The organism is Nocardia sp. NPDC004415, from assembly GCF_053602435.1.
In genome coordinates, this window is record NZ_JBSGDP010000011.1 from 53198 (window position 1) to 77089 (window position 23892).

The 23892-nt window shown below is 70.5% G+C and carries 25 protein-coding genes; 18 read left to right on the forward strand and 7 right to left on the reverse strand.

What is annotated here, in order from left to right; translation table 11 throughout:
* Positions 1-29 precede the first annotated feature (29 nt).
* A complete protein-coding gene (locus tag ACWEMY_RS07880; RefSeq protein ID WP_375937538.1) occupies positions 30-1541 on the forward strand; it encodes a leucyl aminopeptidase in 1512 nt (503 codons plus the stop codon).
* Here ACWEMY_RS07880 and ACWEMY_RS07885 read toward each other — a convergent pair whose 3' ends face one another.
* On the reverse strand, positions 1542-1889 hold the full coding sequence (locus tag ACWEMY_RS07885) for an oxidoreductase (protein WP_452389352.1): 348 nt from the start codon (positions 1887-1889) through the stop codon (positions 1542-1544).
* 257 nt (positions 1890-2146) lie between these two features.
* Here ACWEMY_RS07885 and sucB point away from each other — a divergent pair, with 257 nt between their 5' ends.
* Genes sucB through ACWEMY_RS07900 form a run of 3 tightly spaced genes read left to right on the forward strand, consistent with a single transcriptional unit; the run spans position 2147 to position 5321 of the window.
* Positions 2147-3895 (forward strand): 2-oxoglutarate dehydrogenase, E2 component, dihydrolipoamide succinyltransferase, encoded by a 1749-nt coding sequence (gene sucB / locus ACWEMY_RS07890; protein ID WP_452389353.1) that lies wholly within the window; start codon positions 2147-2149, stop codon positions 3893-3895.
* A 17-nt stretch (positions 3896-3912) separates the two neighbouring features.
* A complete protein-coding gene (locus ACWEMY_RS07895) occupies positions 3913-4809 on the forward strand; it encodes a TIGR01777 family oxidoreductase (protein WP_452389354.1) in 897 nt (298 codons plus the stop codon).
* A gap of 8 nt (positions 4810-4817) precedes the next feature.
* Positions 4818-5321: a GNAT family N-acetyltransferase gene (locus ACWEMY_RS07900; RefSeq protein ID WP_375937526.1), complete on the forward strand. Its 504-nt coding sequence runs from the start codon at positions 4818-4820 to the stop codon at positions 5319-5321.
* Between the two features lie 5 nt (positions 5322-5326).
* Here the strand turns inward: ACWEMY_RS07900 and ACWEMY_RS07905 are convergent, their stop codons facing one another.
* The gene (locus ACWEMY_RS07905) at positions 5327-5911 is read right to left on the reverse strand and encodes a hypothetical protein (RefSeq protein WP_452389355.1); all 585 of its coding nucleotides are present in this window, start codon (positions 5909-5911) and stop codon (positions 5327-5329) included.
* A gap of 123 nt (positions 5912-6034) precedes the next feature.
* On the opposite strand from ACWEMY_RS07905, the gene lipB reads away from it, so the two are divergent.
* From lipB to ACWEMY_RS07935, 6 genes are all read left to right on the forward strand, one after another.
* Positions 6035-6784, forward strand: coding sequence for a lipoyl(octanoyl) transferase LipB (gene lipB, locus ACWEMY_RS07910; protein WP_452389356.1), 750 nt, complete (start codon positions 6035-6037; stop codon positions 6782-6784).
* Positions 6781-7803, forward strand: a complete 1023-nt coding sequence (gene lipA, locus ACWEMY_RS07915; protein ID WP_452389357.1) for a lipoyl synthase — start codon at positions 6781-6783, stop codon at positions 7801-7803. The genes lipB and lipA overlap by 4 nt, the downstream gene beginning before the upstream one ends.
* 45 nt (positions 7804-7848) lie before the next feature.
* Positions 7849-8148 (forward strand): nucleotidyltransferase family protein, encoded by a 300-nt coding sequence (locus tag ACWEMY_RS07920; RefSeq protein WP_375937515.1) that lies wholly within the window; start codon positions 7849-7851, stop codon positions 8146-8148.
* Complete coding sequence (locus tag ACWEMY_RS07925) at positions 8135-8524, forward strand: HepT-like ribonuclease domain-containing protein (RefSeq protein WP_452389358.1); 390 nt, start codon at positions 8135-8137, stop codon at positions 8522-8524. Before ACWEMY_RS07920 ends, ACWEMY_RS07925 begins: the two co-directional genes overlap by 14 nt.
* Before the next feature lie 27 nt (positions 8525-8551).
* Positions 8552-8863 carry a pyrimidine/purine nucleoside phosphorylase gene (ppnP, locus tag ACWEMY_RS07930; protein ID WP_452389359.1) on the forward strand — a complete coding sequence of 104 codons (312 nt, stop codon included), beginning with the start codon at positions 8552-8554 and terminating at the stop codon, positions 8861-8863.
* Between the two features lie 153 nt (positions 8864-9016).
* Positions 9017-9478, forward strand: coding sequence for an Imm1 family immunity protein (locus ACWEMY_RS07935; RefSeq protein WP_452389360.1), 462 nt, complete (start codon positions 9017-9019; stop codon positions 9476-9478).
* A 58-nt stretch (positions 9479-9536) separates the two neighbouring features.
* Here the strand turns inward: ACWEMY_RS07935 and ACWEMY_RS07940 are convergent, their stop codons facing one another.
* Positions 9537-10598: a serine/threonine-protein kinase gene (locus ACWEMY_RS07940; RefSeq protein ID WP_452389361.1), complete on the reverse strand. Its 1062-nt coding sequence runs from the start codon at positions 10596-10598 to the stop codon at positions 9537-9539.
* Positions 10599-10848: 250 nt separating this feature from the next.
* Here ACWEMY_RS07940 and ACWEMY_RS07945 point away from each other — a divergent pair, with 250 nt between their 5' ends.
* The 5 genes from ACWEMY_RS07945 (at position 10849) to ACWEMY_RS07965 (ending at position 16503) form a co-directional block, all read left to right on the forward strand.
* Positions 10849-12177: a TIGR01777 family oxidoreductase gene (locus ACWEMY_RS07945; RefSeq protein ID WP_452389362.1), complete on the forward strand. Its 1329-nt coding sequence runs from the start codon at positions 10849-10851 to the stop codon at positions 12175-12177.
* 55 nt (positions 12178-12232) lie between these two features.
* Positions 12233-13357: a polyprenyl synthetase family protein gene (locus ACWEMY_RS07950; RefSeq protein ID WP_452389363.1), complete on the forward strand. Its 1125-nt coding sequence runs from the start codon at positions 12233-12235 to the stop codon at positions 13355-13357.
* Between the two features lie 38 nt (positions 13358-13395).
* Complete coding sequence (gene crtI, locus ACWEMY_RS07955; RefSeq protein WP_452389364.1) at positions 13396-14913, forward strand: phytoene desaturase family protein; 1518 nt, start codon at positions 13396-13398, stop codon at positions 14911-14913.
* On the forward strand, positions 14910-15872 hold the full coding sequence (locus ACWEMY_RS07960; RefSeq protein ID WP_452389365.1) for a phytoene/squalene synthase family protein: 963 nt from the start codon (positions 14910-14912) through the stop codon (positions 15870-15872). The genes crtI and ACWEMY_RS07960 overlap by 4 nt, the downstream gene beginning before the upstream one ends.
* A gap of 139 nt (positions 15873-16011) precedes the next feature.
* Positions 16012-16503, forward strand: a complete 492-nt coding sequence (locus ACWEMY_RS07965; protein ID WP_452389366.1) for a DUF6764 family protein — start codon at positions 16012-16014, stop codon at positions 16501-16503.
* 12 nt (positions 16504-16515) lie between these two features.
* On the opposite strand, the gene ACWEMY_RS07970 is transcribed toward ACWEMY_RS07965, so the two are convergent.
* Both ACWEMY_RS07970 and ACWEMY_RS07975 read right to left on the reverse strand, forming a co-directional pair.
* On the reverse strand, positions 16516-17970 hold the full coding sequence (locus ACWEMY_RS07970) for an SDR family oxidoreductase (protein ID WP_452389367.1): 1455 nt from the start codon (positions 17968-17970) through the stop codon (positions 16516-16518).
* A 29-nt stretch (positions 17971-17999) separates the two neighbouring features.
* On the reverse strand, positions 18000-18842 hold the full coding sequence (locus ACWEMY_RS07975; protein WP_452389368.1) for a MerR family transcriptional regulator: 843 nt from the start codon (positions 18840-18842) through the stop codon (positions 18000-18002).
* Positions 18843-18972: 130 nt separating this feature from the next.
* Between ACWEMY_RS07975 and ACWEMY_RS07980 the strand changes: the two genes are divergently transcribed.
* The 3 genes from ACWEMY_RS07980 (at position 18973) to ACWEMY_RS07990 (ending at position 22392) form a co-directional block, all read left to right on the forward strand.
* On the forward strand, positions 18973-19578 hold the full coding sequence (locus tag ACWEMY_RS07980; RefSeq protein ID WP_452389369.1) for a lipocalin family protein: 606 nt from the start codon (positions 18973-18975) through the stop codon (positions 19576-19578).
* Positions 19575-20897: a cryptochrome/photolyase family protein gene (locus ACWEMY_RS07985; protein ID WP_452389370.1), complete on the forward strand. Its 1323-nt coding sequence runs from the start codon at positions 19575-19577 to the stop codon at positions 20895-20897. The genes ACWEMY_RS07980 and ACWEMY_RS07985 overlap by 4 nt, the downstream gene beginning before the upstream one ends.
* Positions 20898-20970: 73 nt before the next feature.
* Positions 20971-22392 carry a WGR domain-containing protein gene (locus tag ACWEMY_RS07990; RefSeq protein ID WP_452389371.1) on the forward strand — a complete coding sequence of 474 codons (1422 nt, stop codon included), beginning with the start codon at positions 20971-20973 and terminating at the stop codon, positions 22390-22392.
* An 11-nt stretch (positions 22393-22403) separates the two neighbouring features.
* On the opposite strand, the gene ACWEMY_RS07995 is transcribed toward ACWEMY_RS07990, so the two are convergent.
* Positions 22404-23138, reverse strand: a complete 735-nt coding sequence (locus ACWEMY_RS07995; protein ID WP_452389372.1) for a glucose 1-dehydrogenase — start codon at positions 23136-23138, stop codon at positions 22404-22406.
* An 86-nt stretch (positions 23139-23224) separates the two neighbouring features.
* On the reverse strand, positions 23225-23773 hold the full coding sequence (locus ACWEMY_RS08000) for a hypothetical protein (protein ID WP_375937467.1): 549 nt from the start codon (positions 23771-23773) through the stop codon (positions 23225-23227).
* Between the last annotated feature and the right edge of the window lie 119 nt (positions 23774-23892).

Genomic DNA, 23892 nt, shown 5'->3' on the forward strand with positions numbered 1-23892 from the left:
CGGGGCGGGTCACCGAATAACCTGGGGCGATGACCGCTGCTGCAGATCGTTCACTCGGACCGGAACTGGCACGTATCGAGACCATCACTCCGGATACCGATGTACTGGTGATCGGATTGACCTCCTCGGAGAACGGGCCCGCCGTCGTCCCGGCCGACCTGTTCGGCGACGTGCTCACCGCCGAGGTGCGCGCGGAGCTGCTCGACGCGCTCGGCGCGGTCGGGGCCAAGGGCAAGCCCGAGGAACTCACCCGGGTGCCCGCGCCCGCGGCGCTGGGCAATGTCACCAGCGTGCTCGCCGTCGGCCTCGGCGCGGCCGAGAAGATCGACGCCGAACAGGTCCGCCGCAGCGCGGGCGTGGCGGGCCGCGCGCTGGCGGGCACCGAACTGGTCGCCAGCACGCTGTCGGGGATCGACCTCGGCGCCGCCGCCGAGGGTTTCTACCTGGGCGCCTACACCTTCAGCGCGTTCAAGTCGGCCAAGAGCGCGCCCAAGCCCGACGAGCAGCCGGTGCTGCGCGTCGAACTGCTCGTGCCCGAACCGGAATTCGGCGTGCTGGAGCTGCTGCGCGCCCAGCTGGTGGCCGAGGCCGTCGCCACCGCCCGCGATTTCGTCAACACGCCGCCGAGTGCGCTGTACCCGGCCGAGTTCGCCGAGCGGGCCCGCGTGCTCGCCGAGGCGGCCGGGCTCGAGGTCGAGGTGCTCGACGAGACCGCGCTGGCCGCAGGCGGTTACGGCGGCATCATCGGTGTCGGCCAGGGCTCCGCGCGCCCGCCGCGACTGGTGCGCATCCACTACGCGGGCGGCCCGAAGAAGATCGCGCTGGTGGGCAAGGGCATCACGTTCGACACCGGCGGCATCTCGATCAAGCCCGCCGCCAACATGGAGAACATGACCTCCGACATGGCCGGTGCCGCGGCGGTCATCGCGACCGTGCTGCTGGCCGCGCGCCTGGGCCTGCCGGTCACCGTCACCGCGACGGTGCCGATGGCCGAGAACATGCCCTCGGCCACCGCCCAGCGCCCCGGCGATGTGCTCACCCAGTACGGCGGCACCACCGTCGAGGTCATCAACACCGACGCCGAGGGCAGGCTCATCCTGGCCGACGCGATCGTGCGCGCCGCCGAGGACGAGCCCGACTACCTGATCGACGTCGCCACCCTCACCGGCGCCCAGATGGTCGCCCTGGGCACCCGCACCCCCGGCGTGCTGGGTACCGAGGAGTTCCGCGACCGCGTCGCGGCGACCTCGCGCGCGGTCGGCGAGAACGGCTGGGCCATGCCGATGCCCGCCGAACTGCGAGCCGACATCAACTCCAAGGTCGCCGACCTGGCCAATGTCGCCCCGCACCGCTGGGGCGGCATGCTCTCGGCGGCGCTGTTCCTCAAGGAGTTCGTGCCCGAGGGTGTGCAGTGGGCGCACCTGGACGTGGCCGGTCCGGCCTACAACACCGGTGGCCCGTTCGGTTACATCGGCAAGGGCGGCACCGGGGTGCCGGTGCGCACGCTGATCACCGTGATCGAGCAGATCGGCGCGGAGTAGTCACTCGTCGCGTTCTTCGCGGGCCCGCCGCTGTTCGATGCGGCGGCGGGCGTCGTAGTCGCGCATCCGTTGCGGATACCCGGTGCGGTTCACGTCGTAGACCGGGATCCGCAGCACCCCGGCCAGCCGCCGTGCGCCGCGCTCGCCGACGATGCGCCGGGTCCATTCCCCGTCCGCCGCGACCAACACCGCTGTGACATCGGTCACAGTGGTTTTCGGTTCGACGAACGCCTCGACACCGCGCCGAGCACGCGCCCACTGCGCGAGCGCGTCGAGTTCCGAGGCGTACCCACGGGCGACGTTCCTGCTCGTGCGGCGCCCGCCGCGGAAACGATCCAGCAAACCCATCGGTAGCGACCTCCGCCGTCTCGGCGGAATTCTGCTCACCGCCGTACATTCCATGGTGCCAGCTCTGCCCGTATCGCCGCCCAGCGCTTCGCCGTCGGCGAGCGAGTGCAAGGATGGTTGCCGGAACAAGAAACCGACGATTCCCGGACGCCTCACCGTGACGGCGGGGTGGACGAACGCCGCGACCCGCGACGGGTGTCTGCCGGGGTCGAAGCACTGTTGTATTACCCGTCTAACAGTCAGAGGAGACAGAGGACATGGCCTTCTCCGTCCAGATGCCGGCTCTTGGTGAGAGCGTCACCGAGGGAACGGTGACCAGGTGGCTGAAGCAGGAAGGAGACACGGTCGAGGTCGACGAACCGCTGCTCGAAGTCTCCACCGACAAAGTCGATACCGAGATCCCGTCGCCCACCGCCGGTGTGCTGTCGAAGATCGTCGCCCAGGAAGACGACATCGTCGAGGTCGGCGGTGAGCTCGGTGTGATCAGCGAGGCCGGCGAGGCCGCCGCGTCCGCTCCTGCTCCCGCTGCCACCCCCGCCGAGGCTCCCGAGCCCGCCCCCGAACCCGAGCCCGAGCAGGCTGCCCCGGCCGCACCGGCCCCCGCGGCCGAGCAGGCCCCGGCCGCCGCGCCCGCCGCCGCCTCCGGCACCCCGGTGAAGATGCCCGAACTGGGCGAATCCGTCACCGAGGGCACCGTGACCCGCTGGCTCAAGGCCGTCGGTGACGACGTCGCCGTCGACGAGCCGCTGCTCGAGGTGTCCACCGACAAGGTCGACACCGAGATCCCCTCGCCCGTCGCGGGCACGCTGCTCGAGATCTCGGCGCAGGAAGACGACATCGTCGCCGTCGGCGGTCAGCTGGGTGTGATCGGCAGCGGTTCGCCCGCCGCCGCGGCACCCGCCCCGGAACCGGCCCCCGCGCCGGAGCCGGAGCCCGAGCCGGAACCCGCCCCGGCCCCGAAGCCCGAGCCCGCCGCGGCGGCGCCCAAGCCCGCTGCGGCTCCCGCGCCGAAGCCGGAACCCGCGGCCAAGCCCGCACCGGCTCCCGCGGCCTCGTCCAACGGCAGCACGCCGTACGTGACCCCGCTGGTCCGCAAGCTGGCCGACGAGAACAATGTCGACCTGTCGACCATCACCGGCTCCGGCGTCGGCGGCCGCATCCGCAAGCAGGACGTGCTCGCCGCCGCCGAGGCGAACAAGGCCCCCGCCGCCCCCGCGTCGGCTCCGGCCGCCGCACCGGCCGCGCCCGCGGCCAAGGAATCGGCGGCGCCGAAGCTGGCCGGCCTGGTCGGCACCACGCAGAAGGCCAGCCGGATCCGGCAGATCACCGCGACCAAGACGCGCGAATCGTTGCAGAGCACCGCGCAGCTGACCCAGGTCCACGAGGCCGACGTCACCAAGATCGCGCATCTGCGTCAGCTCGCCAAGGCCTCGTTCAAGTCGCGCGAGGGCGTCAACCTGACGTACCTGCCGTTCTTCGCCAAGGCCGTGGTCGAGGCCCTCGGTGTGCACCCGAACGTGAACGCCTCCTACAACGAGGACACCAAGGAGATCACCTACCACGCGTCGGTGCACCTGGGTATCGCGGTCGACACCGAGCAGGGTCTGCTCTCGCCGGTCATCCACAACGCCAGCGACCTGTCGCTGGCCGGGCTGGCCCGCGCGATCGCCGACATCGCGAACCGCGCCCGCACCGGCGGCCTGAAGCCGGACGAGCTGTCCGGTGGCACCTTCACCATCACCAACATCGGCTCCGAGGGCGCGCTGTTCGACACCCCGATCCTGGTTCCGCCGCAGGCGGCCATGCTCGGCACCGGCGCGATCGTCAAGCGCCCGGTGGTGGTGACCGACGAGGCCGGTAGCGAGTCCATCGGCGTGCGCTCGATGGTGTACCTGCCGCTGACCTACGATCACCGGCTCATCGACGGTGCCGACGCGGGCCGCTTCCTCACCACCATCAAGAACCGGCTCGAAGACTCGGCGTTCGAGGCCGATCTCGGCCTGTAACCGGGGAATCCGACTCGATGAAGGTGGTGATCGCCGGTTCGTCCGGACTGATCGGGACGGCGCTCGTCGCGGCATTGCGCCGCGACGGGCACCAGGTCTCCCGGCTGGTGCGCCGCGCGGCCGCGGCACCGGACGAGTTCACCTGGGATCCCGCGCGCGCCCAGCTCGACGAGCGGGCGTTGCGCGGGGCCGACGCCGTGGTGAATCTGTGCGGCGCGAGCCTGGGCGGGCGCCGCTGGAACGGCGGCTACAAGCAGTTGCTGCGTGACAGCCGGATCACCCCCACCGATGTCCTCGCGGTCGCCGTGGCCGCCGCCGGAGTGCCGACGCTGGTCAACGCCAGCGGCTCGCACTACTACGGCGGCGGCACCGGCGACGCGATCGTCGACGAGACCGCCCCCGCCGGAACGGGTTTCCTGGCCACGCTGTGCCGCGACTGGGAAGCCGCCACCGAACCGGCCCGGGCCGCGGGCGCCCGGACAGTACTGATCCGCAGCGCGGTGGTGCTGGCCCGCAACGGCGGCATGCTGAGCATGCTGCATCCGCTCTACTGGCTCGGCCTGGGCGGACGCCTGGGCAGCGGCCGCCAGTACACGCCGTGGATCTCCCTCGACGACGAGGTCGGCGCCATCGTGTTCGCCTTGACCAACCCCGAGATCTCCGGCCCGGTCAACGCCGCGGGTCCCGCGCCTGTCACCAACGCGGAGTTCAACCGCGCCCTGGGCCGGGCCCTGCACCGGCCGACGCCGATCGTCGTCCCCGGTTTCGCGCTGCGCGCCCTGGTGGGCGAGCTCGCCGACGAGGCGCTGCTGCGCGGTCCCCGGGCCATCCCCGCCGCCCTGGAACAGGCGGGCTATTCCTTCCAGCACCCGACCATCGGTGCCGCCCTGGCCGCCGCCGTCGGCCGATCGTGAGGTCCGCCATGCTGATTCGCGAGGCCGACAAGGACGACCTGCCCGCCGTGCTGGTCATCCACAACACCAATATCGCCGAGTCGACCGCGATCTGGGACACCGACGAGGTCGACCTCGACGACCGCCTCACCTGGTTCGCCGACCGTGCCGCGGCGGACATGCCGATCCTGATCGCCGAGATCGACGGCGAGGTCGCCGGTTACGCCTCCTACGGCCGCTGGCGCCCCAAGTCCGGCTACCGCTTCACCGTCGAGAACTCCGTCTACGTCGACAGCCGCTTCCAGCGCCGCGGCGTCGCCACCGCCCTGCTCACCGCCCTGATCGAGCGCGCCGCCGAGTCCGGCCGCGTCCACGTCATGGTCGCCGCCATCGAATCCGGCAACACCGGCTCGATCACCCTGCACGAACGCTTCGGCTTCCACACCGTCGGCGAACTGCCCGAGGTCGGCCACAAGTTCGGCCGCTGGATGGACCTCACCCTCATGCAGCGCGTCTTCCCCCTGGAACCCTGATCCCGTCAGGCGGACAGTCCCGGCTCGCGGGCCAGGTCCTCGGGATGCCAGGGATTGATCAGCTCGGCCCCGACCCAGACCAGGTCGTCGCCGCGGTAGCCCAGGATCACCGCGTAGCGCTCGGTATCGGCCCCGGTGGCGATCCCGACCGTCAGCGCCCCGTCGGGTTCCTCGAGCACCTTCGCCCTCTCCCGCCGATCGAACCTCCCGCCGAGCCAGGCCCACTGCGCGCGCGAGTCGAAGGCGGGGTCGGCGATCATCGCGTCGACGGCGTGGGCGTCGGCGATCAGGACGGTGAGCGTCTCCATGCCGATCAGCGCCAACCGGCCGTCGGGACGGGTCACGTATTCCGCGCGGTCCGGATCGCGACCGGACAGGGCGATACCGAAGTGGCACTGCCGCTCGTCGTTGTTTATCAGCAGCAGATCGTGCACGCCCGGCGGCACATCGACCTCGACGATCGCCGTGTCGCCGCGCACGATCACGCCGTCCCGGAAGGTGACCCGCCCGTGCGGAACCGGCAGCTTGCCCACCTCGTGCACGGTCGCGCCCGGCCAGAGCAGCGCGAAATGGGCGGCGGATCGAGTCACGGTGGGCACCTTCCGGTCGGTCGTCACGAGTTCTGCGTGTCCGGGTCAGCATCCCACCACCTACCGACACGTTCGCTGCGGCCGTCTGCGCTCGCGCCGCCGTCTGGGCGTAACGTCAGGACCGTGAACACCACGCGCCGCACCGCGTCCGCACGGTTCGATTCGACCCCGATCGTGGTCGAGAACCTGGGACTCATCGATTACCACGCCGCCTGGGAGCTGCAGCGGCAGATCGCCGAGGAGCGGGCCGGGGGCACCGGCAACGACCGGCTGCTGCTGCTCGAGCATCCCTCGGTCTACACCGCCGGCCGCCGCACCGAGGAGACGGACCTGCCGGTCGACGGCACGCCGGTGGTGCAGGTCGACCGGGGCGGCAAGATCACCTGGCACGGGCCGGGACAGCTGGTGGGCTATCCGATCGTGCGGCTGGCCGAGCCGGTCGATGTCGTGCAGTACGTGCGCAGGCTGGAAGAGGCGCTGATCCAGGTGATCACCGGTCTCGGCGTCACCTGCGGACGCGTCGAGGGCCGCTCCGGCGTGTGGCTGCCGGCCACCGGGCTCCTCCCCGAACGCAAGGTCGCCGCGGTCGGGGTGCGCGTGCAGCGCGGGGTCGCCCTGCACGGCATCTCGCTGAACTGCAATTCCGCCCTCGACGGCTTCGACGCGATCGTGCCGTGCGGCATCCGCGACGCCGGTGTCACCACCCTGACCCGCGAACTCGGCCGCGAGGTCACCGTCGCCGAGGTGGAGCCGCTCGTCGCGGCCGCCATCATCGCCGCCCTGGACGGGGAAATTCCCGTCCGCGAACATGACATTGATCGCACCACCGGCCCGGCGAACGCGCAGGCCCCGAGCGTAGAGTCGGTCCAGTGAGCCCCGTAGACGCCTCTGCCCCCGCCGGACGCAAGCTGCTGCGCATCGAGGCGCGCAACGCCGAGACCCCGATCGAGCGCAAACCCAAGTGGATTCGCACCCGCGCCACCATGGGCCCCGAATACACCGAGCTCAAGGGCCTGGTGAAACGCGAAGGCCTGCACACGGTCTGCGAGGAAGCCGGATGCCCCAACATCTTCGAATGCTGGGAAGACCGCGAGGCCACCTTCCTCATCGGCGGTGAACAGTGCACGCGGCGCTGCGACTTCTGCCAGATCGACACCGGCAAGCCCGCCGCCCTCGACCGCGACGAGCCCCGCCGCGTGGCCGAGAGCGTCCAGGCCATGGGCCTGCGCTACTCCACCATCACCGGCGTGGCCCGCGACGACCTCGACGACGGCGGCGCCTGGCTCTACGCCGAGACGGTCAACGCGATCAAGCGGCTCAATCCGAACACCGGCGTCGAACTGCTCATCCCCGACTTCAACGCCGACCCCGATCAGCTCGCCGAGGTCTTCGCCGCGCGCCCCGAGGTGCTGGCGCACAACCTGGAGACGGTGCCGCGCATCTTCAAGCGCATCCGCCCCGCCTTCCGCTACGAGCGCTCGCTGGCCGTCATCACGGCCGCCCGCGAGGCCGGCCTGGTCACCAAGTCCAACCTCATCCTGGGCATGGGCGAGACCCCCGAGGAAGTCACCGAGGCCATGCGCGACCTGCACGAGGCGGGCTGCGACATCCTCACCATCACCCAGTACCTGCGCCCCTCCCCCCGCCACCACCCCGTCGACCGCTGGGTCAAGCCCGAGGAGTTCGTCGAACACTCCAAGTTCGCCGAGAACCTCGGCTTCGCCGGCGTCATGGCAGGCCCACTGGTCCGCTCCTCCTACCGCGCCGGCCGCCTCTACGCCCAGGCCATGACCCACCACGGCCGCGAAATCCCCGAAGCCATGACCCACCTGGCCCAGGAAGGCACCGCCTCCCAGGAAGCCAGCTCCGTCCTGGCCCGCTTCGGCAGCTGAGGCGCCCGCTAGACTCGGAAGCAGTCGTACCCTCGAGGAGGCGAGATGGCGATCGATTTCGACACCCTGATGCCGAGGTTGCGGGCGCTGTGCGAGAAGTACGACGTCATCGAGCTCTCGGTGTTCGGATCGGTCGCCCGCGGCTCGGATGGACCGGACAGCGACGTCGACCTGCTCTACCTGCTGAAGCCGGGCACCGACATCGGCCTGGAGTTCTTCGGGTTCCAGGAAGAGCTGGAGGAACTGCTGGGCAGAAAAGTCGATGTCGTACCGAAGAAGTACCTGCATTGGTTCATTCGCGACGCTGTTCTGGCGGAAGCGAAGGACCTGCATGTCGCGGCGTGAAGACCTGTACCTCGCCGATATCGTGCTCGCTCACTACCGCATCGCCTCCTACCTCCAGAACCTGACCTTCGCCGATTTCGGCGAAGACGATCTGCGCCAAGACGGGGTGATCCGCCAACTGTCGATCATCGGCGAAGCGGCGTCGTCACTGGCGCCCGAGACCCGGGACGCGCAGCCGGAGATTCCGTGGAAGCTGATCCGGGGTATGCGGAACATGCTGGTCCATCAATATTTCGAAGCGGACTTGACCATCGTCTTCAACGCCGCGACGAAGAGCGTGCCGGAGCTCGCCGCCCGCGTCCTCGCGACCCTGGCACAGCGCGACCCCGCCGAAGCCGACCGTGTACGCGTGCACAAACCTGCCTGGCTAGACTGAGCCTTCCCTAACATCGTGGAAGGACCCATGTCGAAGTTCGAGAATGTCTCCGTCACCAAGCAGGCCAATGTCTACTTCGACGGGAAGTGTGTCAGCTACAGCCTGGAGCTGGCCGACGGGACCAAGAAGTCGGTCGGTGTCATCCAGCCGTCGAGCCTGACCTTCGGCACCGCCGCGCCCGAGGTCATGGAGCTGGTCGCCGGCGAAGCCAAGGTGACGCTGGCCGGGTCGGCCGAGACCGTCACCTACCGCGCGGGCGAGTCGTTCTCGATCCCCGGTGACAGCTCCTTCGACATCGAGGTCGTCGACACCGTGCACTACATCTGCCACTACGGCTGATCGCCGCGACCGGGGCGCACCGCGCCCCGGTCGACGCCCCCGGCAACCACCGAACGTTCTGCGTTACGACGATTCGCGCCGAGCGACCAGTCTGAGCTCACCTGCACGCGGATCCAGGCTGGGAAGGCACTCGACCCAGGGAGTTCGCGATCGATGCGCGTCCCGTACGAAGTCTGGTTCAAACCCGAGCACCTCGACACGCCGCTTCTTCCCACTTCCGCGGACGAACTGATCGACGCCGTCGACGAGATGGCGACCTCGGAAGATATCTGCCTGAAGTACATGTATGTGCTGCCGAGGGAACCGAATACCTCCGCGCTGTTCGTGGGTGTCTCCGGGACGCAGGGCGTAGGCAGCCTGTACTACGCCAGTCCGGTTGAAGCCCGGTACAGCAAAGGCGACCGATGCTGTGGCCAGCCGGTCTGCTACCTCGACTTCGGCAATCCCCGCTATTTTCCGTCGGATTCGATGGTTCCGCTCGAGATCCTGAAGTCGGCCGTCGGGTCCTTCTACGACACCAGGGGGAAGCGACCAGACGTCATCGAGTGGCAGGAGTGGTCGGACGAGGGCGCCGACGAGACCGACCGGTCGTGTCTCGACCCGTGGGGAGAATGAACAAGGTCTCCGTCTTCAGGCCGTGCGCGCGAGGCGTTGCAAGCAGCTGTGGCCAGTTCTACAGGAACGCCGACAGATACGCGCCGATCAGGGCCCAGGCCGCGCCCAGGATGCCGACGGTGGCGATCACGGCCAGTATCCAGTAGGCGATTTCGCGGGCGGTGATCGGTTCGCGGGGTTCGGTCGTGGTGGCCACCACCGTGTCGGCTTCGCGCTCGCGGGCGGGCATCGTGAGCGCGGGTGAGGTGCGGGGGCCGGGCGGGGTGGGGGCCTGCGGGGTGACCGGGGGTAGCGGGCGGAGCGAGAAGCGGGCCGCCGTGGCGAAGTCGTTGCAGTTCGGGTAGCGGTCGGCGGCGTTCTTGGCGGCTGCCCGGGCGAGCACCTCGTCGAGTTCCCTGGGCAGGTCGGCGCGCTGCTCGGTGATGCGCGGCATCGGCTGGCTGATGTGCCCGGTGATCACCCGCCCGGGATGGGTGGCGCGGTAGGGCGGCGAACCGGCCAGCAGCGAGTACAGCGTGCAGGCCAGGGAGTACTGGTCGCTGCGTTCGTCGACGGTGTCGCCGAGCAGTTGTTCCGGAGACGCGTAGGCCAGCGTCGCCGACACGGTGCCCGCCGGGGTGAGCCGCGAGGAGTCGACGACCCGGGCGATGCCGAAGTCGGTCAGGACCGCGCGTTCGGGGCGGCCGTCGCCCGCCGCGGTGAGCAGGATATTGGCGGGCTTCACGTCCCGATGCAGGACGCCGTGGCGGTGGGCGTAGTCGAGCGCGTCACCGATCTCGGTGATGATCCGGGTGGCCCGCTGGGCGGAGACCTCGTCCGCGCGCAATCTGCTCGCGTCGGTGCCGCGGATGAACGGCATCGAGATCCACAGCTGATCGTCGTCTGTGCCGCGATCCAGAATCCCGACGATGCTCGGATGTTCCAGTCCGGCAACGATATCGGCTTCGCGTTCGAAGCGGCGCCGCACGTCGGGGTCGGCGGAGAGTTCACGGTGCAGCAGTTTGAGCGCGATCGAGCGCGGCAACCGGGGATGCTTGGCCAGGTACACCGTGCCCATCCCGCCGTGGCCGAGCACTCGTTCGATGACGTGACCGGCAAACGAGTCGCCGACTGCGACCATCTGTGTCCCCCTCTGAAACGCGCCGAACAGCGGACAGCAGTGTTCAGCACGCCCACACGATCGAATTTCTACCGAGCCACGGCGTCTACTGCAACCCGGGCTCCCGGGCCAGGCGCGTGACCTGGGCTGATCGCCGAAATGTCCACTATGGTGGGATGTTTCGGCTCACGGCATCTCGGGGGCACCGAATCGCCGAGGTAAACGATGCGCAATCGTTTCATCCAATCACCGGGAGAGCTACAGTCGAGAGATGGGCATCGACTGTTCGATCGTTGTCTCCGCACCCCGCGACGAGGTGTTCGCCTGGTTCGCGCGCCCCGGGGCCTTCACCCGGCTCGCGCCACCGTGGCAGCCCGTCCGGCTGCTGAGCGAGTCCGACGACCTGGCCCGGGGCAGCGCCGTACTCGGCCTGCCGGGCGGTCTGCGCTGGGTCGCGCGGCACGACCCGGCCGCCTACGACCCACCACACCGTTTCGCCGACGCCGTCGCCGCCGACGGACTCGCCTCGGCGCCGGTCGGCCGCCTGCTCCCCTGGCGGCACACCCACGAGTTCACCGCCGTCGACGCCGAGCACACCCGCGTCGCCGACCGCGTCGACACCCCGCTGCCCACCCGCGTGCTGCGCCCGATGTTCGACTACCGCCATCGCCAGCTCACCGACGACCTGGCCGCCCACCGGCGCGCGGCCGAGCACGGATTCACCGCGCGCACCATCGCGGTCAGCGGCGCGTCCGGGATGGTGGGCACGGCACTGTGCGCGTTCCTGTCCACCGGCGGGCACCGGGTCATCCGGCTCGTGCGGCATGCGCCGACCGGTCCGGACGAACGTCGCTGGGACCCCGACGATCCCGCTCCCGACCTGCTGACCGGCGTCGACGCGGTCGTCCACCTGGCGGGCGCGTCGATCGCGGGCCGGTTCACCGAGGACCACCGCCGCGCCGTCGCCGACAGCCGCATCGGCCCCACCCGCGCCCTCGCCCAGCTGGCCGGCGGTGTCGCCACCTTCGTGTCCGCCTCGGCCATCGGCTACTACGGCTACGACCGCGGCGACGAGATCCTCACCGAGACCGCCGACCCCGGTGCCGGTTTCCTGGCCGAGGTGGTGACCGCCTGGGAAGACGCCGCCGCGGCCGCCGACACCCGCGTCGTGCAGGTGCGCACCGGCATCGTCCAGTCCCCCGCGGGCGGCACCCTGCGCCTGCTGCGCCCCTTGTTCGCGGCCGGGCTCGGTGGCCGGATCGGCGACGGCGACCAGTGGCAGTCCTGGATCGGTCTCGACGACCTCGTCGACGTGTATCACCGTGCACTCTGGGACGATTCGCTCGCCGGACCGGTCAACGCGGTCGCACCGGATCCGGTGCGCAATGCCGAGTACACCGCGACGCTCGCGCACGTGCTGCACCGCCCCGCGCTGCTCCCGGTCCCGTCCTTCGGCCCCGCGCTGCTGCTGGGCCGTCAGGGGGCGCGGGAGCTGGCCGAAGCGAGTCAGCGGGTGTCCCCGCACCGCCTGTCCACGGCCGATCACGTCTTCCGGACTCCGGATCTGGAGCAGACGCTGCGTCATCTGCTCGGCCGTTGAGCTCAAACGAGGCACAAACGATGCAAATCGTCGCGAAAGCTGTCACAATCGATACGTGAACGCAGAGCACGCGACAGCGCGGCAGCCCTACACCTCACCCCTGGGTGACGAGCGGTCCGCCCGATTCACCCGATGGCTCACGCGCACGCAGATGTCGGTGCGTGATCATGTCGGTGAATTCGTCCGCGACCGCTGCCGGGCCGAACTCGACCCGCGGGGCTTCTCCCTGCCCGGGCAGCTGATGCTGGACTTCGCCTCCGGCGGCAAGGGTGTGCGGTCGGTGTTCGTCTACCTCGGCTGGTTGTGTGGCGGCACAGGCGAATCCGAGCCGGCCTTGCGCGCGGCCGCCAGTGCCGAACTCCTGCACGCCTTCGCCCTGCTCCAAGACGACGTGATGGACGAGTCACCGCTGCGGCGGGGACGGCCGTCGACGCACCGGCGCCTCGCCGCCTGGCACCGGGACCGGGGGTTGTCGGGTTCCTCGGATCGGTTCGGCGAGTCCGCGGCGATCCTGCTCGCCGACCTGTATCTGGTGTGGGCCGAGCGCATGCTGCGCGAGAGCGGCGTCGGCGCGGCCGCACTGGAACGCGCGTGGCCCCGCTACGACGCGATGCGCAGTGAATTGGCGGTCGGTCAGCTCGCCGATCTGACCAACGACGCGGCCCTCGTCCCCACCGTGGACGCGGTGCTCGACATCGCGCGCCGCAAATCGGGCAACTACACGGTGCGCCGCCCCCTCGAGCTGGGGGCCGCGCTGGCGGGCTGCGACGACACGGTGATGACCCTCCTCGGTGAGTACGGCGAAGCCATCGGGGAAGCGTTCCAGCTGCGTGACGACCTGCTCGGCGTCTTCGGCGACCCGGCGACCACCGGCAAACCCCTCGGCGACGACATCCGGGAACGCAAGGCCACCACCGTGATCGCCCTGGCCGATCAGCTCGCCGGGCCGTCGGACCGCGCACGGCTGCGCGCGCTGTGGGCCGCCGAGTCCATCGACGACCGTGGCGTCGCGCTGGCGCAGACGGTCATCGCCGACAGCGGCGCGCGGCAACACGCCGAGCAGATGATCCAGGCCCGCGTCGAACAAGCGCATCGGTCGCTCGACAGCGCCGATCTCGACTCCTCGGTCGCCGACGCGCTGCGCCGGATGGCCCTGTTGTGCACCCACCGACGGCACTGAGCCGCCGTCTCATCCGATGATCCGAGCGTGAGGAACAGATGCGAGCGATAGCGGGAAAGACCGATGACGTGGTCGTGATCGGCGCGGGCCTGGCCGGTCTGGCGGCCGCGCTGCACCTGGCGGGACGTGGCCGCACGGTCACCGTCGTCGAACGGGAGACCGTCCCCGGTGGCCGTGCCGGACGACGCGATGTCGCGGGCTACCGGCTCGACACCGGGCCCTCGGTCCTGACCATGCCCGACATCGTCGCCGAGACGCTCGGCGCGGTCGGCGACAGCCTCGACGCGCGGCTGGAACTGCTGCCGGTCGTCCCGGCCTATCGGGCGCACTTCGCCGACGGCAGCGGATTGGACATCCACAGCGACGCCGCGGCGATGGAGGAATCGATCGCGGCTTTCGCCGGCCCCGCGCAGGTCGAGGGGTATCGGCGGCTGCGAGCGTGGCTGAGCGAGCTGTACCGCGTCGAGTTCGACAAGTTCGTCGCCGCGAACTTCGATTCCCCGCTCTCACTGCTGACCCCGGCGCTGGCCCGCCTGATCGCCCTGGGTGGATTCCGGCGGCTGGACCGGGCGGTCGGATCGTTCCTGTCCGACGAACGCCTCCGCAGGGTGTTCACCTTCCAATCCCTCTACGCGGGTGTGGCACCGCAGCGGGCGCTGGCGCTGTACGCGGTGATCTCCTACATGGACACCGTCGGCGGGGTCTACTTCCCGCGCGGCGGAATGCGCGCGCTCCCTGACGCTCTCGCCGCCTCGGCCGCCGACGCCGGGGTGAGCTTCTGCTACGGCGAGACAGTCGAGGAACTGGAACGGCGCGGCTCCACCATCACCGCGGTGCGCACCGCGAGCGGACGGCGAATCCCGTGTGACGCGGTCGTCGTGGCGACCGAGCTGCCGACCGCCTACGCGTTGCTCGATCGCGCCCCGCGCCGTCCGGCGACCTGGCGGCCCGCGCCGTCCGCCGTCGTCATGCACGTCGGATTCCCCGCCACCGCGCCGACCGCCCACCACAATCTCGTCTTCGGCGCCGCGTGGAAACAGACCTTCGACGAACTGATCCATACCGGGAAAAGGATGACGGACCCCTCACTGCTGGTAACCCGCCCGACCGCCACCGACCCCACCCTGGCGCCACCCGGCCACGACCTGTTCACCGTCCTCGCGCCCGTCCCCAACCTCCAGCACGGCGACCCGGACTGGGACCGTCACGCCGCCGCCTACAGCGCCGAGCTCACCGCGCGGGTGCAGGACCGGCTGGTACCGAGCTTCGTCGCGGACTCTCACCTCGTGCACCTGGACACCCCCGCCGACTGGGCACGTCAGGGCCTGCTCGCCGGAACCCCGTTCTCGCTGGCGCACACCTTCGCCCAGACCGGGCCGTTCCGTCCCTCGAACCTGCCCCGCGGCACCAGCAACGCGGTGCTGGCCGGCTGCGGCACCGTCCCCGGTGTCGGTGTGCCGACCGCGCTGCTCTCGGGGCGCCTCGCCGCCGACCGCGTCACCGGCGCCCTGACCGGAACACGACGATCGGTCATCGCCCAGGAGGTCCGGCCATGATCCGCGGAGAACTCGACGCCGCGGGCATCCACGACGCGCAACTGCGCGCGGCCTACCAGCGCTGCCGGGAGCTCAACGCGCGACACGGACGCACGTTCTTCCTCGCCACCCGGCTGCTCGCCCCCGCCCAGCGACCGGCGATCCACGCCCTCTACGGCTTCGCCCGCTGGGCCGACGACATCGTCGACGAACCCGCCGAGGTGGCCGAGAGCGCCGCGACACGGCTGGCGGCGGTGACACGGGACCTGCGCGTCAGCCTGTCCGACCCACCGGGAACCGACCCGATCCTGGCCGCGCTGGCCGACACCGTCACCCGGTACCGCATCGACACCGTCCTGTTCGACGAGTTCCTCTACTCGATGCGCATGGATCTGACGGTGACCGACTATCCCGACCGCGCCGCGCTGGATCGCTATGTGCGCGGGTCGGCCGATGTCATCGGCCTGCAGGTGCTGCCCGTTCTCGGCACGGTCGGCCCCCTGGACGAGGCCGCCCCCTACGCCGCGGCCCTGGGAAAGGCGTTCCAGCTCACCAACTTCCTGCGCGATATCGCCGAAGACCTCGACCGCGGCCGGGTGTATCTGCCCGCCGACGAACTCGCCGCCTTCGGCGTGGATCGCGACCGGCTGCGGTGGTGTCGCGAGCACCGTCGCGTCGACACGGAGGTCCGCGCCGCGCTGGCCGCTCAGCACGCCGTCGCCCGCGACTGGTACCGCTTCGCCGAGACCGGCATCGCGCTGCTGGATCCGGTGTCGCGACCGTGCGTCGCCACGGCCGCCGTTCTCTACTCGGAGATTCTCGACCGCATCGAGGACAGCGATTTCGCCGTCTTCGAGACCCGCGCCACCGTCGGTAACGCCCGCCGCGCCCGGGTCGCCGGGTCGGCATTGGCGCGTGCGTGGTGGGCGCGGCGTGGTGGCCACGCCGACCGGCTCACCCCTGCCCGCGAGCCGGGATGACTCGCCGACAATGCATCAATTATGCATCGCTTGCTGCCGTTCACTCGCCTCCCTCCTAAAATCGAATACACCTTTCCCGATCCCGCGACCGTGAGACGAGGCCGCCTGGAACCCGACGAACCCGCACGAGGAGCGCATGATGAACAGTCACTACAGGCAAGCGGCAGGTGCCGGAATCGGCGCGGCCCTGGCGATCGCGGGCATGATCGCGCTCGCGCCGGCCGCCGGGGCGGCGCCGGTGGAGTGCCGCGCACCCGGTGCCGCCACGGCCGACAATTCGTCGGATACCGCGCAGTGCTCCGCGACGAGCGTCGACGGGAGCGCCGCCGCCGCGTTCGGCGTCGAGGGTTCCGCCTCCTCCGCCGCCGGGCAGCAGGCCCTCGCGCTGGCGATCGCCGTCGGTGGCGGTACGGCTTCGTCACAGGCACAGGGCCTTTCGGGCCCCGCCGCGCTGGCGCTGGGCCCGGGATCGGTGGTCGATGCCACCGGCGTGCGCCCAGGCCTGTCGCTCGGCATCGCCGGTCCCGGCGCGGCCGTCACCATCGACGGGGTGAGTACGCCGACCTGCACCGGCGGCCCCTCTTTCGCCGGTGACTTCCAGACGCTGCAAGGGTGCGTCGCACTCGGCTGACGCGGCCCGGAATCAGGTCTGCTCGGCGGTCCGGACGATATTGCGGACCATCCCGCCGAAGACCGCGTTGTGGAACGGCGCGATCGACTTCCAGTAGAGATGCCCGGCGAGGCCGTGCGGCTGGAAGATCGCCCGCTGCCGATAGCGCGAGCCCCCGGCGGGCTCGGGTTCCACGGCCAGCTCCAGCCAGGCCAGCCCCGGCACCCGCATCTCGGCGCGCAGCCGGAGCAGGCGCGGACGCTCGAGGTATTCCACCCGCCACCAGTCCAGGGCCTCGCCGGCCTGCAGGCGGTGCGGGTGCTTGCGACCGCGCCGCAGACCCACTCCGCCGCTGACCCGGTCGATCCAGCCGCGCAGCGACCAGGCCAGCGGAAACGAGTACCAGCCGTTCTCGCCGCCGATGGATTCGATGACCGCCCACAGGGTTTCGGGGTCGGCCTCGGTCCGGCTGACCCGGACGTCCTCGTAGAGGGAACCGCCGGACCAGTCGGGGTCGGTGGGCAGCGGGTCCGAGGGCGCGCCGTAGGTGCTCGCATCGGACCAGCGGGTCGGCACCTCCGCATTGCGGATGCGGGTCAGCGCCAGCTCCACGGCCCGCCGGTACCCGGTGAGGCCACCGTCGGGGTCGGGAATGTGCGCGGCGATATCGTGTTCGCCGCACACCACCTCGTGGACCAGCGACTCGATCAGCGGCACCGCGAGCGCGCGCGGCACCGGCGTCACCAGGTTGACCCACTGCGCCGACAACCACGGCGTGAGCACCGGGACCGGGAGCACGACCCGCCGGTTCAGCCCGGCGACCACGGCGTACTCGCGCATCATCGCCAGATAGGACAGGACGTCGGGACCGCCGATGTCGAACGCCCGGTCCACCTCGGCGGGCAGTTCCGCCGCGCGCACCAGGTAATACAGGACATCGCGGACGGCGATCGGCTGAATCCTGTTGTGCACCCAGCGCGGAGTGATCATCGCGGGCAGCCGTTCGGACAGATAGCGCAGCATCTCGAAGCTCGCCGACCCCGACCCGATGATCACCGCCGCGCGCAGTTCGACGGTGGGCACACCGGATCGCCGGAAGATCTCGCCGACCTCGGCGCGCGAGGCGAGGTGCCGCGAGAGCGTGGCGTCGGGCGGGACGATCCCGCCGAGATAGACGATCCGCGCGACTCCGGCCGCCTCGGCCGCCGCCGCGACGATCCGCGCCGCGTTCCGGTCGATGCCGGAGAAATCGCCGCGGGTCAGCGAGTGGACCAGATAGTAGACGACCTCCTGATCCGCCACGGCGGCCCGGACCTGCTCTTCCTCGGTGACATCACCGCGCACCAGTTCCACCCGGTCGTGCCAGGGAGCGTCGGCCGTCTTGGCCGGGGTGCGGGCCACCACCCGGACCTGATGACCGGCCTCGAGCAGGGCGGGAACCAGGCGACCGCCGATGTAGCCGGTCGCGCCGAAGACCACACAGCGCATCGCAATCAGCTCGCTTCCTGTCGTCGATGTCAGGACAACGCGTCGACCGCCTCGGTGAGCGAGCCGATCCGTGTCACCTCCGCGGGCAACGTCACCCAGTCCCAGCCGGGTCCCCCGACGAACACCTGGGCGCCCGCGTCCACGCCGGCCAGCACCGCCGAGGTCAACGCGCTCGATTCCCGCTGCGACCACAGCAGCAGCGAGACCGGCCCCGCCGCGCGCGCCATGGCGCCGGCCAGGGCCACGGTCGGCACATCGGCGCCGAGCATCCGGGCCCCCGTGCCCTGTTCGGCGAGCGCCGCGCGCAGCACTTCCAAAGGGAGCGCGTGGGTTTCACCGCCGGTACAGGCCAGCACGATGGTGTGACCCGCGACCACGGGCGCGGTCCGTACCCGCTGCATCACCGCGGCGATCGACCACGACAGCAGGTGCTCGACATCGATGCAGTTCTCGCCCACGCCCTGGCGCGCCACGATGTCGGCGAACGCGGGCCTGCACAGTTCCTCCCAGGTGCGGACCACGCCGTAGGCGCGCACGTGCGCCTCGATCCGCTCGACCGTGCCCGAGGAGTCGAGAGCGAAAGCGGCCTCCAGCAGGGCCGCGCGGTCACCGGCGGGCACGGCCGACCCACGCACCGCCGCCGCCGCTCCTGCCGGGCCGGCGCCGTCGCGGATCAAAGTGAGCATGCGTTCCAGCAGGGCGATATCGGCCTCGGTGTAGAGACGGTGCTTGCCGGGGCGTGCCTGCGTGGGACCGATGGCGTAGCGGCGATTCCAGCTACGCAGGGTGGCGGTCGGGATTCCCAGACGATCCGCCACCGCGCGCACCGTGTATCCGGCCGTATCGGAGGCAGGGGCGGGACCGGCGAGCATCGTTCCATTCTGACCGATCGCGCCGCGCCCGCGTGTCATAGCCATGCCCTCACGGAACTCCTCTCGCCGACTGCATCAATTATGCATCGTTTACTGCTAGCATGTCAGTATCACCGACCGAGGAGGACCAGTGCGTTTCCCCTGTTCCGCTGCTTCGTTCCGCGTGGCGCTGGCCACCTGTGCCACCGTCGGTGCCGCCGCGGTGGCCTCCGCGACCGCCTACGCCGCACCCCCGGCCCCCGTGCCGTCCCTCGACCTCGCGAGCTATCTGGGTGCCTGGCACCAGCTCGCCGCCGTCCCGGCCCCGTTCAGCCTGAACTGTGCCGGCGACACCACCGCCACCTACACCCTCGAGGAATCCGGTGACGTCGGCGTCTACAACCGCTGCCGCACCTGGTCCGGCGGTGTCGACGAGATCCGCGGCAGCGCGACGGTCACCGATCCGGCCACCGATGCCCAGCTGCACGTGTCGTTCCCGGGCGTCCCCGGCCAGGACCAGCGCACCGGCGCGCCCAACTACATCGTCACCGCGCTGGGCCCGGACTATTCCTGGGCCGTCGTCACCGATCCGAGCCGCCTGTCCGGCTTCGTCCTGTCCCGCACCCCGGCCGTCGACGCCGCCACCTGGAACGACATCGACGCCGCCATCACCGCCGCGGGCCAGAACACCTGCGTCTACCTGACCACTCCCACCACCGGCGGCCGCACCGACATCACCCCGCTCTGCGCGCGATGAGCACCGCGATCGCCCTGTTCACCCGCGATCTGCGCCTCACCGACAACCCGGTCCTCACCGCCGCGCACCGCGACAGCGACAGCGTCGTCCCGCTGTTCGTCATCGACGACCACATCGTCCCCGACCGCTGCCCACCCAACCGCGCAGCCTTCCTGGCCGCCGCCCTGGCCGAACTGGACGAGCGCCTGCGCGGCATCGGCGGCCGACTCGTCGTGCGCCGCGGCGACCCTGCTGCCGAGGTTGCCCGCGTGGTCACCGAAACCGGCGCCGACGCAGTGCATCTCGCCGAGGACGTCAGCGCCTACGCCACCCGCCGCACCGATTCCCTACGCGAGCGCCTGGCCGACACCGGCTGCGCGGTGCACACCCACAGCGCGGTCGTCACCGCCGCCGACCCCGCCGTCCTCACGCCCGCGACCGGCCGTGATCACTACGCGGTGTTCACCCCCTACTTCCGCCGCTGGCTCGACGCCCACCAGCGCACGCCCTTCCGCGCGCCGCGCGCCCTGCACGTCCCCGACATCGGCGGCGACCCCCTACCTGCCCCGGCCGACCTGTCCTCCGGCGAAGCGTCCCCGAACTGCCCGACCGGCGGCGAGATCAGCGCCCGTGCCCTGCTGCGGAAGTGGCTCGCGGGACCGATCGAGGACTACGCCGAGCACAACGACGACCTCACCGCCGACGCCACCTCACACCTGTCCCCGCACCTGCACTTCGGCTGCCTGTCCCCGGTCGAGATCGTCCACCGCACCGACCTGTCCACCGACGGTGGTCATGCCTTCGCCCGCCAGCTCGCCTGGCGCGACTTCCACCACCAGCTGCTCTCGGCCCGCCCCGACACCGCCTGGACCAGCTACCGTCCCGGCCCGTTCGCCGTCCGCGACGACCCCGACGCGGTGACCGCCTGGAAGCAGGGGCGCACTGGTTACCCGATCATCGACGCCGCCCAGCGCCAGCTCGTCACCGACGGCTGGCTCCCCGGCCGCGCCCGCCTGATCACCGCCTCCTTCTTCGCCAAATCCCTACGCCTGGACTGGCGCATCGGCGCCGCCCACTTCCTGCACTGGCTCGTCGACGCCGACCTGGCCAACAACCAGCTCAACTGGCAGTGGGCCGCGGGCACCGGCACCGACACCCGCCCCAACCGCACCCTCAACCCCCTCCGCCAAGCCGACCGCTACGACCCCGACGGCTCCTACACCCGCCACTGGCTCCCCGAACTCGCCCACCTCGAAGGCCCCACCATCCACCGCCCCTGGCGCGCCGAAATCCCCCACTCCACCTATCCCCCACCACTTCTCGACGTCCCGGGGATGTGAGCGGGCACCCGTTTGTCGGTGGGCCTTGCTAGTTTTCGCTCGTTCGAAAGACGCACGAGCTCAGCGAGGATCCATGACGACCGCCGAAACCACCTATCTGGAACTGTCCGACGACACCGGTTCCTCGCACAAGTTCTACGAGGTGATCGTCACCGGCACCCAGGTGAACATCCGTTACGGCCGCATCGGCGAGCAGGGCCAGGCCAAGGCCAGCTCGTTCGCGACCGAGGACAAGGCGAAGGCAGCCGCGCGGAAGAAGATCGGCGAGAAGGTTCGCAAGGGCTACGCGCCCGCGGTGATGGGGGCGCGGCAGCGTCGCTCGGTGACCCGCCGCGTCATCACCAGCCAGCGTTCCACCGCCAAGAGCGCCCCGGTGCTGTGGCGTTTCGATTCCGGCGCCGCCGCGTTCGGCATCTTCGTCGACGATCAGCGCTGCTGGGTCGGCAACGAGAGCGGCGAGGTCTTCACCCTCACCCCCGGCGGCGAGGTGACCAACCGCTACCAGCTGCCCGACGGCGTGAAATGCCTGGTGGCCGACGACTTCTGGATCTACGCGGGCTGCGACGACGGTCGCGTCTACGACCTCTCCGGCAAGGTCCCGCGCGCCGCCTACGACGTCTCGGCCACCGACGTCTACTGGCTCGACATCCACGACGGCATCCTCGCCGCCTCCGACGCCGCGGGCGGGCTGACCGTCATCGACCACGAGGAGGAATCCCTGTGGTCGGCGCGCAGCACCGGCAACGCCGGCTGGATGGTCCGCCTCGACCCCACCGGCGTCTACCACGGCCACAGCGGCGGCGTCACCAAGTACACCCTGGAAACCGGTGTCACCCAATGGCATGCACCGACTCGCGGCTCGGTCCTGTTCGGCTGGCAGGAGACCTCCGACGTCTACGCGGGCACCGCGGCCAACCGCGTCGAGGAGATCACCAAGCAGGGCAGCACCACCCGCGCCTACCAGTGCGACGCCGCCGTCTTCTCCTGCGCCGCCTCGCCCGACGGCCGCTACGTCTTCGCCGGTGACTCGCACTCCTCGGTCTACTGCTTCGACGCCACCGGCGCCCGCCTGTGGAAACTGGCCACCGGCTGCGGCTCGGCCTACTCCATGCAGTACCACGACGAAAAGCTCTACCTCGTCACCACTTCCGGCGCCCTGGCCTGCCTCGACGTGAGCGAATCCGCCATCCGCGACGCCGACCAGGGCGTGCTCCCCAGCACCGTCTCGGTCAAGGCGCCCGAGATCTCCGCCGTCGCTCCCTCCAGCACCGTCGAGGTCACCACCGACGCGGGCGACGGCATCATCGTCGAATGCGTCGAACACGGCGGCTCGCTGCGCGTGCACGTCGTCTCCCCCGGCTACGAACGCGGCTGGAACGTCCAGTTCCCCCGCGACATCCGCACGCCCGGCACCCGCTACGTCGTCGACGCCGTCACCGAATCCGCCCGCGGCGGCTTCTACCGGGTCCGCGGCGACATCCGCCGCCTCGACTGAGACGGCACCGGTCAGAAACTCTTGTGCGGCACCCCGACCGTGAGCCCACCGTCGATCACGAACTCCGCACCGGTCGAATACGACGACTCGTCCGAGGCGAGGTAGGCCACCAGCGCCGATACCTCGTCCGGATCGGCCGCGCGCTGCAGCGGGATCTGCAGGAAGTCGGCGGGAATCCCCTCGGTCATGGGCGTGCTGATCAGCCCGGGATGCACCGAGTTCACCCGGATGCCCTGCGCGGCGAGCTCGAGCGCGGCCGACTTCGTGAGCCCGCGCACCGCGAATTTCGTGGCGGTGTAGCCGTGCAGGCCGGGGCTGCCACGCATCCCCTCCACCGAGGAGATGTTGACGATCGACCCGCCGCCGGTCATGGCGGGCACCGCGGCCTGCATGCCGAGAAAGGTGCCAGTCAGGTTGATGTCGATGATCCGCTGCCATTCGTCGAGCGCGAAGTCCACCAGCCGGTTCCCGTTGACGATCCCCGCGTTGTTCACCAGCACGTGCAGCCCGCCGAAGGTCTCGACCGCCGCCGCCACGGTCGCGGCCCACTGCTCGGGCTCGCGCACATCCAGCCTGTGGTAGATCGCGGACTCGCCCAGTTCCTTCGCGACCAGCGCGCCCTCGTCGTCGAGCACGTCGCCGAGCACCACCGAGGCGCCCTCGGCGACGAACCGGCGCGCGTGCGCGGCCCCCATTCCGCGCGCGCCACCACTGATCACCGCGACCTTGCCGGTCAACCGTCCCATGTCACTTACCTCCTCGAAAGACTGCCGATCACCTCACCGTAGGAGGGCGTCCGGTTTCCCGAGGCGATATGCCTGAACGGAATATGTCAGCAGAGCAGGTCGGTGGCGGCGGAGGCAGCGAACGAGACGTGCACGTGGTCGTAGTGGTTGGCGGTCGTGCTGCCGCGATCCTCCATGTAGGACCAGCCGTTGCCGTCGTTGTAGCGCTGCTGCCAGATCACGTAGGTCACGCCGAAGCGCGCCTTGTTGGCCAGCACGAACGCGGCGATCGCGTCGCCCTGGCCCTGGTTGGAGGTCATGATGTCGAGGGCCAGACCGGCACCGTGGTCGCCGTCGTAGCGGCCGTGCGCGCCGCCGATGTCGGAGAGCCCGAACATCTTCTGCACCATGTGCGAGACCTGCGCGACGTGCGGACGGGTGCCCTTCCACTCCGTGGAGCACGACAGCTTCAGCTTCTGTGCCGAGAGCATCGCCGTCTCGTCGTCGGCGGAGACCGGCGCGAGGGTCGGTTCGGCGGGCGCGTCGTGGGTGAGCGCGGGCAGCGGGTCCAGCTCGATCGCCGACGGCGTCTGCGGCGTCACCGCGCTGACCTGTTGCACCTGGGACTCGGCGGGCCGCAATGCCATCCAGATCATGGCGGGCACGGTGGCCGCCAGGCTGCAGACAGCCAGGGACGTGCGCCCGGTAGGCGGCGCCGGGGTGCGATGTTGACCAGGCACGTTATCTATCACCAGCTACTGTCGAGAACAAGTCT

Coding starts and splice junctions, on each gene's coding strand:
- ACWEMY_RS07880 (WP_375937538.1), top strand. CDS start 30: ATGACCGCTGCTGCAGATCGTTCACTCGGACCGGAACTGGCACGTATC.
- ACWEMY_RS07885 (WP_452389352.1), bottom strand. CDS start 1,889: ATGGGTTTGCTGGATCGTTTCCGCGGCGGGCGCCGCACGAGCAGGAAC.
- sucB (WP_452389353.1), top strand. CDS start 2,147: ATGGCCTTCTCCGTCCAGATGCCGGCTCTTGGTGAGAGCGTCACCGAG.
- ACWEMY_RS07895 (WP_452389354.1), top strand. CDS start 3,913: ATGAAGGTGGTGATCGCCGGTTCGTCCGGACTGATCGGGACGGCGCTC.
- ACWEMY_RS07900 (WP_375937526.1), top strand. CDS start 4,818: ATGCTGATTCGCGAGGCCGACAAGGACGACCTGCCCGCCGTGCTGGTC.
- ACWEMY_RS07920 (WP_375937515.1), top strand. CDS start 7,849: ATGGCGATCGATTTCGACACCCTGATGCCGAGGTTGCGGGCGCTGTGC.
- ACWEMY_RS07925 (WP_452389358.1), top strand. CDS start 8,135: ATGTCGCGGCGTGAAGACCTGTACCTCGCCGATATCGTGCTCGCTCAC.
- ppnP (WP_452389359.1), top strand. CDS start 8,552: ATGTCGAAGTTCGAGAATGTCTCCGTCACCAAGCAGGCCAATGTCTAC.
- ACWEMY_RS07935 (WP_452389360.1), top strand. CDS start 9,017: ATGCGCGTCCCGTACGAAGTCTGGTTCAAACCCGAGCACCTCGACACG.
- ACWEMY_RS07940 (WP_452389361.1), bottom strand. CDS start 10,598: ATGGTCGCAGTCGGCGACTCGTTTGCCGGTCACGTCATCGAACGAGTG.
- ACWEMY_RS07945 (WP_452389362.1), top strand. CDS start 10,849: ATGGGCATCGACTGTTCGATCGTTGTCTCCGCACCCCGCGACGAGGTG.
- crtI (WP_452389364.1), top strand. CDS start 13,396: ATGCGAGCGATAGCGGGAAAGACCGATGACGTGGTCGTGATCGGCGCG.
- ACWEMY_RS07960 (WP_452389365.1), top strand. CDS start 14,910: ATGATCCGCGGAGAACTCGACGCCGCGGGCATCCACGACGCGCAACTG.
- ACWEMY_RS07965 (WP_452389366.1), top strand. CDS start 16,012: ATGAACAGTCACTACAGGCAAGCGGCAGGTGCCGGAATCGGCGCGGCC.
- ACWEMY_RS07970 (WP_452389367.1), bottom strand. CDS start 17,970: ATGCGCTGTGTGGTCTTCGGCGCGACCGGCTACATCGGCGGTCGCCTG.
- ACWEMY_RS07975 (WP_452389368.1), bottom strand. CDS start 18,842: ATGCTCGCCGGTCCCGCCCCTGCCTCCGATACGGCCGGATACACGGTG.
- ACWEMY_RS07985 (WP_452389370.1), top strand. CDS start 19,575: ATGAGCACCGCGATCGCCCTGTTCACCCGCGATCTGCGCCTCACCGAC.
- ACWEMY_RS07990 (WP_452389371.1), top strand. CDS start 20,971: ATGACGACCGCCGAAACCACCTATCTGGAACTGTCCGACGACACCGGT.
- ACWEMY_RS07995 (WP_452389372.1), bottom strand. CDS start 23,138: ATGGGACGGTTGACCGGCAAGGTCGCGGTGATCAGTGGTGGCGCGCGC.
- ACWEMY_RS08000 (WP_375937467.1), bottom strand. CDS start 23,773: ATGATCTGGATGGCATTGCGGCCCGCCGAGTCCCAGGTGCAACAGGTC.